Raw genomic sequence first — 12,676 nt, 5'->3', positions numbered from 1 at the left:
ATCCCTTATGTGTGCAGTAGCTGCTTCGGAAGTCGCGCTTGAACCAAGCGTGAAGGATTTCATCGCCTCGCCGCGCAACATGCTCATCGGCGGCCAGTGGGTCGCCGCCGAGTCCGGCGAGACCTTCGAGGTCTACAACCCGTCCACCGATGAAGTCATCGCCCACGTCCAGTCCGCCGGCAAGGCCGACGTGGACAAGGCGGTCAAGGCCGCCCGCAAGGCGTTCGAGGACGGCCCCTGGGGCAAGATGGCGCCGGCCGAGCGTCAGCGCATCGTCTGGAAGATCGGCGACCTGATCATGGAACACCAGGAGGAGCTGGCGCAGCTCGAGTCCCTGGATAACGGCAAGCCGATCACCATCGCCCGCGCCGCGGACGTGCCGCTGTCGGCCGAAATGTTCCAGTACATGGCCGGCTGGGCCACCAAGCTCAACGGCGAGACCATCTCCCCGACCATCCCCTACGCCCCGGGCGCCGAGTGGCACAGCTACCTCAAGCGCGAACCGATCGGCGTCTGCGGCCAGATCATTCCGTGGAACTTCCCGCTGCTGATGGCAGCCTGGAAGCTGGCCCCGGCGCTGGCCACCGGCAACACCATCGTGATGAAGCTGGCCGAGGAAACCCCGCTGTCGGTGCTCAAGCTGGCCGAGCTGATGCAGGAAGCCGGGGTGCCGGACGGCGCCGTCAACATCCTGACCGGCTTCGGCGAGACCGCCGGCGCACCGCTGGCCGCCCACCCGGACGTGGACAAGATCGCCTTCACCGGCTCCACCGAGGTCGGCCGCCTGATCGTCGAGGCTGCCGCCAACGACCTCAAGAAGGTATCGCTGGAGCTGGGCGGCAAGAGCCCCAACATCATTCTGAATGACGCCGATATCGACAAGGCCATCGAGGGGGCGGCGCATGCCATCTTCTTCAACCATGGCCAGTGCTGTGCCGCCGGCTCGCGCCTGTTCGTGCAGGAAGGCATCTACGACCAGGTGGTCGAGGGCATCTCCAACATCGCCCGCAACATCAAGCTGGGTCCGGGCATGAGCACCGAGACCCAGATGGGTCCGCTGGTGTCGCGCACCCAGCTGGAGCGCGTCACCGGTTTCCTCGATTCCGGCAAGACCCAGGGCGCCACCGCGGCGGCCGGCGGCAGCCGGGGCGAGGGCGCGGGCTACTTCGTCGAGCCCACCGTGCTCACCGATGTCAAGGACGACATGAAGGTCTATCAGGAAGAGATCTTCGGCCCGGTGGTCACCGCCACCCCGTTCAAGGAAGCGGACGACGACCTCATCCGGCGGGCCAATGACACCGTCTATGGCCTGGCCTCCGGCGTGTGGACGCAGGACATCAGCAAAGCCCACAAGATGGCCTCGCGCCTGCGTGCGGGCACCGTGTGGGTGAACTGCTACAACGTGTTCGATGCGGCGCTGCCGTTCGGTGGTTACAAGCAGTCCGGCTGGGGCCGCGAGATGGGCGCCCAGGTGCTCAACAACTACCTGGAGACGAAGACGGTCACCGTCGGCCTCTGAGGCTGATACCGTCGCTTTCGCCCGGCGCGACCCGCCGGGCGGCGAGGCCGGTCACCGCGTGGTGGCCGGCCTTTTTCGTGTGCGGCGGTATCGTCAGTCGGCGCTGGCGTCAGGCAGCCGTGGCCAGAATCAGGCGCACGATCAGTACCAGCGCCAGAATGAAGGCCACCGTGGCCACCAGGCCGATCAGGATGAAATGGATCGGCCGGCCGCGGGTGAAATCCCGCTCCCGGTTGGCGCTGCTCTGCACCCCGAAGAAGGCGGCAAGCACGCTCACCACGGTCTGGCCGAGGCTGGGCGGGCGGTCCTCCCGCGAGTCGTCCCGATGTCTGTCGTCGCTCACAACCCCTCCGCAAGCATTTTCCGCGTCTCGTCCAGATCGGTATTGGTACGCGCGATCACGTCACCGGCAAGAAACTTCTCGATGCGGCCGCCGATCAGCGGCACCGGGGCGTGGATGTCATAGGTCAGATCCAGCCGGCTGCCGTTGTCCGCTTCGGCCAGCGCCAGCGCCACACCCACCTTGACCGGTGCGGCCTGCAACACCACGTCGAGCTGACCCTGGCGGGTGGAACGCTGCCAGCGGTCGGTCTGGGTAATACCGATGCGGGGCCCCACCAGTTTCTTGAGAAAACCGGGCAGCGGCGTGTTCTGGGGCACCTTCTGGAATACGGTGATGGTGAAGTGGTCGCCATCGTCCTGACAGTCGAGAACCCGGATATCGGTGGCGCCCAGGCGTTCGTACTTCTGAACGAAGTAGTCGCGGGTGGTGAACAGGCCAAGCACCTGCTCGGCGCTGTGATCCAGATACTGGGTTTCTGACGTCTGCATGGCCCCTCCTGAGCGGCGCGAATCCTAGCAGATTCCACCCCCGGGCGGCAGCTACGACAGGCGCGAGAGGTAATCCTTCAGCAGTGGCCGGCCCTGGATGTGGCTGCGCAACACGGCCAGCAGCACGAACACGCCGCCCAGCCGGCGATGCAGGAACACGATCTCGCGCGGCGGCACGCGGAACCACCGCGAGATGGCGGCGCGGGAGATCGCCGTGGAGGTGCGGCGCGGCAGGTCGGAATCGCCCCAACGGTAGGCGCCCGATTCGGTCAACAGCCGCACCGGCGCGTCATCGGAGAACGGCTCGATCATCAGCATGCCGACCTCGACGAAGGCGTCGTACACATGTTGCGGGGAATCGGGACGCAACAGCCCGATACCCACCGCCCCGCGAACCAGCCTTTCCGGCTGGTCATCAAAGGCACCACGCACGATGTCGAAGTAGCTCTGCAGGAATGTGGGTTCGAATTCGCGGACCGCACCGAAATCCAGCAGGACGATGCGGTCGTCACCGCTCTCATCCAGACGGATGCGGTAGTTGCCGAAATGCGGATCGGTCTGCACCCGGCCCCACTCGAAGAACTCCCCGAAGAACAGCGCCAGCGCATTGCGACCGAGCCGGTCACGCCGTTCCTGCGCCAGTTCCTGGACAGCCAGCGACCGCACGTGCTCGCCGGCCTCGAACGAGGTCACCAGCACCGTGTCGGTGGAATACTCGTCGAACACCTCCGGCACCACGTAGCGGTCATCGTCGGCCAGCCGCTGCGCGTATTCCTTCGTCATGCGGGCTTCGTGCATGTAATCCACCTCGCGGTAGATCATCTCCTGCACTTCGTGCATCACCGCCGACAGTTCCACCCCCCGCGGTACCAGCCGCGCCAGCCGGACGATGCGGGTGAGCGTGGCAATGTCGCTGCCAATGGCCTCGGCCAGACCGGGATACTGGATCTTGACGCACAGTTCGCGGCCGTCGGCTCGCCGGGTGGCGCGATGCACCTGCCCCAGGGACGCCGCCGCCAGCGGTTCCGGGTCGATATCCAGCTCGGCCAGACGTTTCTCGCCCAGGCGCCGGACCAGCACCGGCTGCAGGTCGGACCAGGCTACCGGCGGGCTGTCGTCCTGCAGCGACTGCAGCACATCGATAGCTTCCGGCGGCATGAAGTACTGGCCGTAGACGGACAGCATCTGCCCCACCTTCATCACGCTGCCCTTGAGCCGGCCCAGTTCGTCGGCCAGAAACTCGGCCTGCTCGCGGTAGAACTCGCGGTCAGAGGCCTCGCGCCCTTCCTTGTCGCGAAAGAAGTTGCGCACCGTATGTCCGGCCATCTGGGTGCCGGCAATCATGCCCATGCGGGCCAGCGCCAGATTGCGGTCGAAAGAACCGGTCTTGAGCTTCAGGGGACGCTTGCGGTCGCGGGCCATGCGCCGCTCCAGTCGGTCAGGAAAACCGTGACTTTATCACCGGTTCGGCTCGATCCCGTCCCGGGCCTCCAGCAACGCCACCCGCCGGCGCAGGCGCTGCAGCTCGTCGATGAGTTCCATGGCCAGTCCGGCGCCGGCCCGGTTCACGCCGAGATCCCGCTGCAGGCGACGCACGATCTGCACCCGGCGCACGGCGACCGCGGTGAACAGCGGCCCGCGCCGGCTGCGGCCGACCGGTTCCACGATCCCCTCGTCCATCAGATCGATCACCAACTCCGCAGACACGCCGCAAACCAGGCAAAGCTCGCGCAGTTCCAGGGTGTCCAGCGGCTCGGCCGCAAATGCTCTCGCTGCCATGTCAGTCCTCCTGCCCCGCACGCGGGTTGAACGGCACCTCATCGGCGAGGCGCTGGAAGGCCGCGCGGGCGGCTTCAGTGTCGGCGGGCGGATTCACGATGCGCAACGTAACGTACTGATCACCCGGCCGTTTGCCCCCCAGGCCGCGCCCCTTCAGCCGCAGCCGCTTGCCGGACTGGGCGCCGGCCGGCACCTTGAGGTCGACCCTGCCATCCAGCGTCGGTACCTGGACGGTCGTCCCGAGCGCGGCCTCCCAGGGCGCGACCGGCAGGGTGACGTGGATATCCCGGCCCTCGAGGGTGAAACGCGGATCCGCCTCGACCTCGACTTCCAGAATCATGTCGCCGCTGGGCCCGCCACCGGCACCGGTACCACCCTGTCCGCGCAGCCGGATGTGCTGACCGTCGGTGACCCCGGCCGGAATGCGCACGTTGAGAGTGCGCGACCGCAGCTGACCGCGGGCATCGGGCTCGGACAGGCTCAGCTTGCGCACTCCGCCGCGGTGCGCGGTGTCCAGATCGATGCGGATGGCGGCACGCTGATCCGCGCCACGCATGGAAAAGCCACGGCCACCGCCGGCGCGGCCACCGAACAGCGTGTCGAAGAAGTCCGAGAAGCCGGAGGGATCCGAGGCCGTGAACCCCCCGCCACCAAAGCCGAACCCCTGCTCGAAGCCCGGCGGCGGCTGCCAGTCTCCGCCGGGCCTGCCGCCCTGCGGCTGACGCCGTACCTGATCGAAGGCGGCCCGCTTCTCGGGATCCTTCAACACCTCGTAGGCCTCGCTGACATCCTTGAACCGGGTTTCCGCGTCTGCCTCCTCGCTGACATCCGGGTGATACTTGCGGGCCAGTTTGCGGTAGGCGCGGCGGATCTCGTCATCGCCGGCCTCCGGGCTTACGCCGAGGATGTCGTAGTAGTTCTTGAATTCCATGCCATGAATCTTGGCATAAGCAGTCGGGATTCAAGCGCTCAGGCCGATGTTTGCCCGGCAAACCAGCGCCGGGCGGCGGCCGGACCGTTACTGATCACGGCCGTGGCATCAAGATCGCACGCCCGGCGGAACTGTGCCGGCGTATCGCAGGTATAGACGTAGACCGGCCGTTCCAGCGCCGCGAGCCGCGCACGCTGCGCCGCCCCGAAGCGATCGACTGCCACACAAAGGGCCGACAGACCCGCACGCTGCTGCGCCGCCCGGGTCAGCAAGCCGACCCGCTGGACATTGCGGACCAGCGCCAGCGTGGGCACCAGCGCATGAACCGCCTCCAGCGCAGCCTCATGGAACGACAGGATCGACACCTGATCGATCAGGCCAGCGGCCCGAACGGCCTCCGCCGTGCGCTCCGCCAGTTCGCGGTGCCGATCCCGCCCCCGGCGACCCTCGGCGTGCTTGATCTCGAGATACAGATGTGTTCGCCCGCCCCAGCCGGCGAGAACATCGGTCAGGCGCAGCATCCGATGCGGTGTGGCCTGCCCGGCGAACCAGCGGCCCACGTCTAGCCCCGCGAGGTCGCTCCAGTCGTGATCACGGATGCGGGCACGGCGCAGGCCCAGCCGGGCCAGGGTGGCATCGTGGAACACCACCACCTCGCCATCGCGCGAAAGCTGCAGGTCCAGTTCGATCCCGTCCGCCCCCTCCACCAGCGCCGCGTCGAATGCCGCCGCGGTGTTTTCCGGCTCGGCGTGGGAGGCACCACGATGGGCAATGATGCGCATCAGCGCATGCGCTGGCGCAGCGCCGCCGGCCGGAAATCACCGGGCTGATAGCGGCCGGTGTTGTAGAACACGCCCGGGGCCTCGTTGGTCAGGCGGGTGGCAAAGTAGCGCCCGTCCTTGAGGTCGAAGATGAACACTGGCCCGGTGTAGGTGAGCTGCAGATCGTAGTACTGCACCGCGTGGCCCTCCTGAAAGCGCCACAGATTGCCGGCCTTGTCGTAGTTGTCGACCATCAGGATCGACCAGGAATCCTCGTCGATGTAGAAGATGCGGGTGCCGAATTCGTGGTTTTCGCCGCCGCGCTCGGTGGCTTCCACCACCCAAACGCGGTGGCGCTCGTAGCGCATCTCGCCGGGGTCGGGATGGCCCGGCTGCAGCAGCGACTGATAGCTCAGGTCAGGGTCCTGCAGGCGATAGCCGTTGTAGGGCACGATCATTTCCTTGCGCCCCACCAGCCGCCAGACGTAACGGTCGAACGACCCGTTGTACATGTCGATCTGATCCAGATACATCAGCCCGTCGGTGGACGGCCGGGGGTTGTCGTAACCGATCGGGGGCACCCGGAACAGGCGCATGGCCCCCGGTACCGATGCCCAGATGCGACGCTCCCCGCGACGCTTGTTCATGGTCTCATGCACCAGCACCGACCCCTTGCGCCGGCCGTTGTCGTCCAGCGACATCAGATAGTAGGCGATGATGTTCTCGCCGATGCCGGCGGGCGCCGACAGGTTGCCGTAGCCGAACAGCACCTCCTCCACCCGGCGCTGCACATTGGCAATGCCGTCGTCGCGCACCACCGCCTCGTCGGAGCGCACCCAGATATCGTTGCTGCGGAATCGCAGCCGGTGGTTCCAGAGCACCTCCACCCCGGTTTCGGGTTCCCGGAAGGGAAAGCCCAGCCGCGCGCCCACCAGCGAATCCGGGTCCTCGAGGCGGGCCCGGCGCTGGTTGGCGAGCGTGGCCCGGTAGATGGCCTCCGGGTAGGCGGCGGTACGGTGGGTGGGGTAGACCGGCATGCGGTAGTCGGGATAGCGCTCGAACAGCGCTCGGTGGCCGGCGGATAGCAGGTCCCGGTACTGATCCAGATTGTCGCGGGTGATCACGAACTCGGGCGTTTCTTCAGCGAACGGATCCACCACGCGCCCGCCGGATTCATAGCCCGGGGGCGCCCGGTCCGGCGTCAGCCCGCCACGCCAGGTCGGGATGCTGCCGTCGGCGTTGCCGGCCCGCACGGCACCCACCGGGGTAAGTTCGTCGCCAGTGTCCGGCACACCCGCAGGCATGGGCGCGGCGCCCGTATCGTCGGGGCCGTCTGTCGCCGCCACGTCGCTGTCTGCCTCGCCCTCGCCGGAAGTAGTCGTGGGCGACGATGCCTTCCCGGCACCGGCCAGCCCCTGCATCGCCAGCGGCTCGAGCCCGGGCGGACGGGCATCGAGAAATTCCACCCACTGCCCGGCCAGGTCTGCGACGGCGTCGTAGCGGCGCGCTGATTCAAAGGCGCCGCGGGCCAGGTCGGCCTTCGACTGCTGATAGTAGGCCAGCCCCTGCGACAGCAACAGCGAGCCGGTATCCGCGCCGATGTCCCCTGCCGCCCGGGCGCGCTCGAACGCCTCGGTGGCCGCCGGCCAGTTCGCCAGATCCATCTGCAGCTGACCCAGCTGGGCGTACAGCTGCGGGTCGCCGGTGGCCTCGGCCGCACGCCGCAGCGGATCGATGGCACGGGCGAATTCCTCGGCCCGGGTCCAGGCCGACGCCAGCAGGCGCCAGTTGGCGGCACTGGTCGGGATCCGGCCGGATGCCATCCAGTCCGATAACCGCGTAGCGGCATCGTAGGGTGCGCCGCTTTCCAGATAGGCCCGCACCAGCTGCAGGCGTTCCGAAGCGGTATCGAGCATGCCGCGGCGCTGGGCGATCTCCAGCGCGGAGACCGCCTCGGCATCGGCCCCGCGCCGCGTGTTGACCGCCGCCAGTTGCAGCCAGTAGGCCTTGTTGTCCGGGGCCAGCTTCACCAGTTCATCCAGCGCCCCGGCGGCAGCATCGAAACGCCCCGCTTCCATGAACACCGCCAGCTGCAACCGGTACAGGCCTTCATCCCGGCTGCCCACCTGCGAGGCCCGCTCCAGTGGCGCGACCGCCTGATCCCACTGGCCCAGCTGGGCGTGGGCATTTCCCAGCGCCAGCCAGGCCTGCGCATCCACCGCGCCAGCGTCCGCTCCGCGGTCGATCAGCGGCTGCATGGTTTCCACCACCTCCCGGTACTGACCGGCCGCGGCCTGCAACTGGGCCAGGTTGGCGCGCATCTCGTCGGTGGCCGGCTGCGCCAGGGCTTCCAGCGCAATCGCGCGTTCCAGATAGCCGCGTGCCTTCGCCAGATCCCCCTCCTCGGCCGCCAGCCCGGCCAGATGCTGCAGCGTCAGGGCGCGACCGTAGTCGCTGCCGCCGCCCTGCTCGAGCTGTTGTTCCAGGTCCTCGCGGGTGGTCTTCTCAGCCTCTTCGGTCGGCACTTCCTGCACCTGAGAGCGGTACTGCTGGGCCGCCACGGGCAAGGCAATCATCGTCAGCACGGGCAGAAGAAAACCGGTAACCGCAGATTTACACAGATTCGCGCAGATGCATGATTTTTCGTAATAAGATCGAGCGTCTGGCGGGTTAGATTTTTCTTGATTCCCGTAGCCCGGGCCCAGTCCGGATTTGCAAATTGACTCCCACGCCCGCGGCAAATCGCCCGCGTAGAATCTGCGGCAATCTGCGTGAATCTGCGGCTTATTCCCGCGGATTCGACCTCGCATTGAATACAAGGGATTCATCACCGCCAGTTCATCTTGCAGTCTTCGAGCTTGAACTCGAACTTCCAGGTCACCCGATAGGCCTTGTCCTCGTCGCTGGCCTCGTACAGCCAGTACTGCAGGCTTTCCACCATGGCCTTCTCGAACACGCCGCGGGGGTCGGCGTCCACCACCTTGATATTGGTGACCTTGCCACGTGGGGTAACGTTGAACTCCGCGATCGCCCAGCCCTCGATGCCCTGACGACAGGCGCTCTCAGGAATCTGCGGCCGGGCGGTGGACAGCGGCACCAGATCACGCCCGCCGCTGCCGGGGCCGGATCCACTCCCGCTGCCACCGCCCTCGCCGCCGCCGAAACCGCCGCCGCTGCCACCGGCGGCCATGCCGCCGAAGGACGCCCCCATGCCGGTCTTGCTAGACAACTCGGGTTTGAAATCCATCTGCGGCAGCACGGTGTTGGCGTCGGTCTTAGGTGCCGGAATGGGAATGCCGCTGGGCCGCGACAGGCCGGGCACCGGCGGCGGCTCGGGCGGCGCGCTGGAACCACCGCCCCCGGCCGCCTGTTCGGCCTGTGGTTCGGGCGGCTCGGTCATGCGGGTGACGCGGATTTCCGCCTGCTCCGGACGCGCTTCCTGGTCGCCTTCCGGCGGAGCCACCAGCCACTGCATCACCCAGAACAACCCGAGGCTCACGAGCAGTGCCGACAGCAGGGCCAGCGGGAAGCGCATCGCCGTGCTACTCGGGATCGGCGGCGATCGCCATGTCATCCACGCCGGCCAGCCGCACCTGATCCATGACCCGCACCAGCAGGCCGCTCGGGGCCTTTTCATCGGCCTGGATGATCACCGCCGAATCCGGATTCTCGGCACGCAGCCGCTCCACGTTGGCCCGCACCGCGCGGACATCCACCGAACGCTTGTCGATCCAGACCTCGCCGGCCGGGTTTATGCCGATCAGGATGTTGTTGGCGTCGCGGCTCTCGGCGGTCTGGGCCGTGGGCTGGTCCACGGTGATGCCGGACGGCTTGATGAATGAGGTGGTGACGATGAAGAAGATCAGCATGATGAACACGATATCGAGCATCGGTGTCATGTTGATCTCGTTGTCGTCCTCCTCGGCGAGGTTCAGCCGTCTACGCCTTGCCATGACCGCCTCCCCCCCCGCGGATATCCAGCCGATCGGCCAGCCGCCGCGTCTCGCGCGCCGCGCGCTGCGGGAAGCGGGTTCCGAAGTACAGGCCCGACAGCGCCACCACCATGCCGGCCATGGTGGGAATGGTGGCCTGCGACACCCCCGAGGCCATGGCCCGCGCGTCCGACGTCCCCTTCAGCGCCATTACGTCGAATACCTGGATCATCCCGGTCACGGTGCCCAGCAACCCGAGCAGCGGACACAGGGCGATCAGGTTGCGGATGGCCGGCAAGCCGGCCCGTAGTTGCGCGTTGGCGCGAGACACGATCAGACGGCGAATGGCCCGCGCCCGCCAGGAGCTGTGGTCGGAGCGTGCCCGCCATTCTTCCTGCCAGCGGCACACTCGCCGGGGAAACACGAAGCGATAGAACCACAGCCGCTCCAGGATCAGCGTCCACAGCAGCACCGTCACGAACAGGATCGCCCAGAGGATGTCGCCGCCGGTATCGATGAACCGGCCGAACCAGTCCGGCGCCAGCGCGGCGATAACGCCCCACTCAGGCACGACGGCTCCCGGCGCGGCTTTCCAGGTAACGGGCCAGCAACCCGGCGCTCTGCTCTTCCAGAATCTGGATCAGGCCGCGACTGCGCGAGGCCAGCAGACTGTGGGCAAATAGCAACGGAATGGCCACCACCAGCCCCAGCACGGTGGTCACCAGAGCCTGGGAAATGCCGCCGGCCATCAGCTTGGGATCCCCGGTTCCGAACAGGGTGATCGCCTGGAAGGTGGCGATCATGCCCACCACCGTCCCGAGCAGGCCCAGCAGCGGCGCCACCGCAGCCAGCAGCTTGATCAGCGGCTGCGTGCGCTGCAGCCGGGGGGCCTCGCGGATCACCGCCTCGTCGAGGCTCAGCTCCAGCCCCTCCGGATCATCGGCGTCGGCATCGCGGGCTGCCTGCAGAATGCGCCCGAGCGGATTGTCGGAACGGGGTTCGCCCAGATTCTTCAATTGCCCGCGCACGCGCCGGCCGGTCCCCAGCAGGCGCAGGAACTGCCAGGCCGCCAGCAGCACACCGAACACGCCCAGCCCGATGATCACGTAGCCGACGCCGCCCCCCTGATGAACGCGCGCCAGCAGATCGGGACGCTGACCCAGCAACGCCAGGATATTGCCCCGCGTGGGGTCGATGGCCATGGGCACGAGGCCGCTCTCCGCGGCTTCCAGGTCCGCCGCCATCGAACGGGCACCGCCACCCGGCTGGCGCCCCAATCGTTTCAGCCCGGTGCCGGGCAGATACTCCAGGTAGTCCCCGTTTGCGACCGCTGCGAATGGGCCCACGCGGGTCACATCTTCCCTGGCGGTGCTGCCGTCGGGCGCCACCACGGGAGCCTCGAAGGTGGTGACCTGCCCACTGGCGGTCATTTCCTGTTGCAGCAGGAACCACAGTTGCTGCAACTCCTCTGCACTGGGCACGCTGTCGCTGGCAGCCAGCGCCGAGAGCTGCGACTCGCGATCGGGATACTGGGCCGTGATCAGCGAATCCGATGCCACTGCCTGCAGGTCACCGGCGGCCTGGCGCACCACCGCGACCATCTGGTTGAGATCACCGGCCTTGTCTTCGAGCTCGGCCTGCAACGCCGTGATTTCCTGCTGCAGGCTGTCGTAGCGGCTGCGCAGTTCGCCGGTGCGGTTCTCGATCGGCGCCAGTTCGGCCCGCGCCTCGGCCAGCAGTTGCTGCTGTTCCTGCTTGTTCTGCAGGAAGCGCTGCTCGCGTTCACGATTGATACTGTTGCTGGCCTGCTGCGCTTCTTCCACCTCGCGCAGCAGCGATTCCAGACTGGGCGCCGCCGATGCCACCCCCGTAAACAGGGCCATGATCAGCAAGGGAATCAGACGAGTCATGAGGCACTCCCCGATGGCTGTTCCCGGGCCGGCGCGGTATCCCAGTTAGCGGCGTCATCCGATGGGGCGTCATCCCCGTTTTCAGGCGCCTCGCCGTCGGGTTCGGCAGGCACCTCGGCCGGCTCCGGCGGGGCATCGGCATCCGGCAGCGCCGGCGTTTGGGGTGCTGACGGCGCCGGCACGGCGATCTCGATCAGCTGGGGCGCTGCCACATCCTTGGCCACGCGAATGCCTTCGCGAATCGGGCCACGGTAGCGATCGGGCAGCGGCTGCCAGGCACCGCTGTCGCGATCCCAGTAACCGACGCGGGCATCATCGGGGGTGAGATAGAACAGCATGGTCCGGCCCACCCGCAGGAATTCCACCAGCCTCGGGCTGCCGTCCATCTCGACCTCACCGCGGTACGTCCCCATGGTGCGGCCGTACTCGGCCTCCGTCTGATAAGCCTCCAACACCCGGCGGAACCGCTCGGCCACGTTGAGTTCGGGATTGGCCACCGCCTCGCGTAGCCCGGCCACGCGCTCGCGACGTTCGGCCAGCGAGAACGGCAGATCGGCCTCGACGAAACGCTCCAGGCCGTCGATCATGCGCAGCATCAGCGGCTCGACCTGCTCGCGCAGATCCCCGACCCGGTCGATGCGATTTTGGAGGGCCTGCTTGCGCCGTTCCTGTTCGGCCACGATCTTGTCCAGTTCGCGGTTGTAGACCTGCAGCTGCTGGGTGCGGGTCACCGCTTCGCGGTAGGCATCCAGCATCCGCCGGGTTTCCTCGGAAAGCCGGTCGATACGATCCTGGGAGGCGGCATCCGCCTGGTTGGTCTCGGTCACGGTGTCGCGGGCCTGCTCCACCGGGTCGGCAGCACCGGCCAGCATCGGCAGACAGCAGACAACCCACAGCCAGCGCCGTCGCTTGTCGGTCACGATGATTGCATCCTCCTTGCCCGCGGCTTGCACCGCGTTGGAACCGCCGGTTGGCCGCGGGTTCCCGCGTCGACCGGTCGGTTTCGGATCGAT

Annotated in this window: 13 protein-coding genes; 1 reads left to right on the top strand and 12 read right to left on the bottom strand. The window is 67.4% G+C overall.

Translation table 11 applies throughout. The features are described 5' to 3' along the window. Positions 1–7 precede the first annotated feature (7 nt). Positions 8–1,519 (top strand): aldehyde dehydrogenase family protein, encoded by a 1,512-nt coding sequence (locus RM532_RS08090; RefSeq protein WP_349255286.1) that lies wholly within the window; start codon positions 8–10, stop codon positions 1,517–1,519. A 109-nt stretch (positions 1,520–1,628) separates the two neighbouring features. On the opposite strand, the gene RM532_RS08085 is transcribed toward RM532_RS08090, so the two are convergent. From RM532_RS08085 to RM532_RS08030, 12 genes are all read right to left on the bottom strand, one after another. Next, the gene (locus RM532_RS08085) at positions 1,629–1,862 is read right to left on the bottom strand and encodes a DUF2970 domain-containing protein (RefSeq protein ID WP_311652747.1); all 234 of its coding nucleotides are present in this window, start codon (positions 1,860–1,862) and stop codon (positions 1,629–1,631) included. Beyond that, positions 1,859–2,350, bottom strand: coding sequence for a DUF2505 domain-containing protein (locus tag RM532_RS08080; protein ID WP_311652746.1), 492 nt, complete (start codon positions 2,348–2,350; stop codon positions 1,859–1,861). The genes RM532_RS08085 and RM532_RS08080 overlap by 4 nt, the downstream gene beginning before the upstream one ends. Positions 2,351–2,401: 51 nt before the next feature. Beyond that, the gene (locus RM532_RS08075; RefSeq protein WP_311652745.1) at positions 2,402–3,772 is read right to left on the bottom strand and encodes an ABC1 kinase family protein; all 1,371 of its coding nucleotides are present in this window, start codon (positions 3,770–3,772) and stop codon (positions 2,402–2,404) included. Positions 3,773–3,808: 36 nt separating this feature from the next. Continuing rightward, positions 3,809–4,129 carry a chaperone modulator CbpM gene (locus tag RM532_RS08070; RefSeq protein WP_311652744.1) on the bottom strand — a complete coding sequence of 107 codons (321 nt, stop codon included), beginning with the start codon at positions 4,127–4,129 and terminating at the stop codon, positions 3,809–3,811. Between the two features lies 1 nt (position 4,130). After that, on the bottom strand, positions 4,131–5,060 hold the full coding sequence (locus RM532_RS08065; protein WP_311652742.1) for a DnaJ C-terminal domain-containing protein: 930 nt from the start codon (positions 5,058–5,060) through the stop codon (positions 4,131–4,133). 38 nt (positions 5,061–5,098) lie between these two features. Beyond that, positions 5,099–5,842 carry a glycerophosphodiester phosphodiesterase gene (locus RM532_RS08060; protein WP_311652741.1) on the bottom strand — a complete coding sequence of 248 codons (744 nt, stop codon included), beginning with the start codon at positions 5,840–5,842 and terminating at the stop codon, positions 5,099–5,101. Beyond that, positions 5,842–8,397 carry a DUF1329 domain-containing protein gene (locus RM532_RS08055; protein ID WP_311652740.1) on the bottom strand — a complete coding sequence of 852 codons (2,556 nt, stop codon included), beginning with the start codon at positions 8,395–8,397 and terminating at the stop codon, positions 5,842–5,844. Before RM532_RS08055 ends, RM532_RS08060 begins: the two co-directional genes overlap by 1 nt. Positions 8,398–8,648: 251 nt before the next feature. Further along, positions 8,649–9,356 carry a TonB family protein gene (locus RM532_RS08050; protein WP_311652739.1) on the bottom strand — a complete coding sequence of 236 codons (708 nt, stop codon included), beginning with the start codon at positions 9,354–9,356 and terminating at the stop codon, positions 8,649–8,651. Positions 9,357–9,363: 7 nt separating this feature from the next. Further along, a complete protein-coding gene (locus tag RM532_RS08045) occupies positions 9,364–9,774 on the bottom strand; it encodes an ExbD/TolR family protein (protein ID WP_311652737.1) in 411 nt (136 codons plus the stop codon). Next, complete coding sequence (locus tag RM532_RS08040) at positions 9,761–10,324, bottom strand: MotA/TolQ/ExbB proton channel family protein (protein WP_311652736.1); 564 nt, start codon at positions 10,322–10,324, stop codon at positions 9,761–9,763. Before RM532_RS08040 ends, RM532_RS08045 begins: the two co-directional genes overlap by 14 nt. Continuing rightward, positions 10,317–11,663 carry a DUF3450 family protein gene (locus tag RM532_RS08035; RefSeq protein ID WP_311652735.1) on the bottom strand — a complete coding sequence of 449 codons (1,347 nt, stop codon included), beginning with the start codon at positions 11,661–11,663 and terminating at the stop codon, positions 10,317–10,319. Before RM532_RS08035 ends, RM532_RS08040 begins: the two co-directional genes overlap by 8 nt. Further along, the gene (locus tag RM532_RS08030; RefSeq protein ID WP_311652734.1) at positions 11,660–12,583 is read right to left on the bottom strand and encodes a DUF3450 domain-containing protein; all 924 of its coding nucleotides are present in this window, start codon (positions 12,581–12,583) and stop codon (positions 11,660–11,662) included. The genes RM532_RS08035 and RM532_RS08030 overlap by 4 nt, the downstream gene beginning before the upstream one ends. Positions 12,584–12,676 lie beyond the last annotated feature (93 nt).

The sequence above is a fragment of the Spectribacter hydrogenoxidans genome (assembly GCF_031846275.1).
GTDB lineage: Bacteria > Pseudomonadota > Gammaproteobacteria > Nevskiales > Salinisphaeraceae > Spectribacter > Spectribacter hydrogenoxidans.
The sequence above is the reverse complement of the archived record's forward strand: the minus strand, read 5'-3'. Positions and strand labels throughout refer to the sequence as shown.

Bases quoted from the DNA above. Each gene is read 5' to 3' on its own strand.
- RM532_RS08075 (WP_311652745.1), bottom strand. From the start codon at position 3,772: ATGGCCCGCGACCGCAAGCGTCCCCTGAAGCTCAAGACCGGTTCTTTC.
- RM532_RS08060 (WP_311652741.1), bottom strand. From the start codon at position 5,842: ATGCGCATCATTGCCCATCGTGGTGCCTCCCACGCCGAGCCGGAAAAC.
- RM532_RS08090 (WP_349255286.1), top strand. From the start codon at position 8: ATGTGTGCAGTAGCTGCTTCGGAAGTCGCGCTTGAACCAAGCGTGAAG.
- RM532_RS08080 (WP_311652746.1), bottom strand. From the start codon at position 2,350: ATGCAGACGTCAGAAACCCAGTATCTGGATCACAGCGCCGAGCAGGTG.
- RM532_RS08050 (WP_311652739.1), bottom strand. From the start codon at position 9,356: ATGCGCTTCCCGCTGGCCCTGCTGTCGGCACTGCTCGTGAGCCTCGGG.
- RM532_RS08055 (WP_311652740.1), bottom strand. From the start codon at position 8,397: ATGATTGCCTTGCCCGTGGCGGCCCAGCAGTACCGCTCTCAGGTGCAG.
- RM532_RS08065 (WP_311652742.1), bottom strand. From the start codon at position 5,060: ATGGAATTCAAGAACTACTACGACATCCTCGGCGTAAGCCCGGAGGCC.
- RM532_RS08045 (WP_311652737.1), bottom strand. From the start codon at position 9,774: ATGGCAAGGCGTAGACGGCTGAACCTCGCCGAGGAGGACGACAACGAG.
- RM532_RS08070 (WP_311652744.1), bottom strand. From the start codon at position 4,129: ATGGCAGCGAGAGCATTTGCGGCCGAGCCGCTGGACACCCTGGAACTG.
- RM532_RS08035 (WP_311652735.1), bottom strand. From the start codon at position 11,663: ATGACTCGTCTGATTCCCTTGCTGATCATGGCCCTGTTTACGGGGGTG.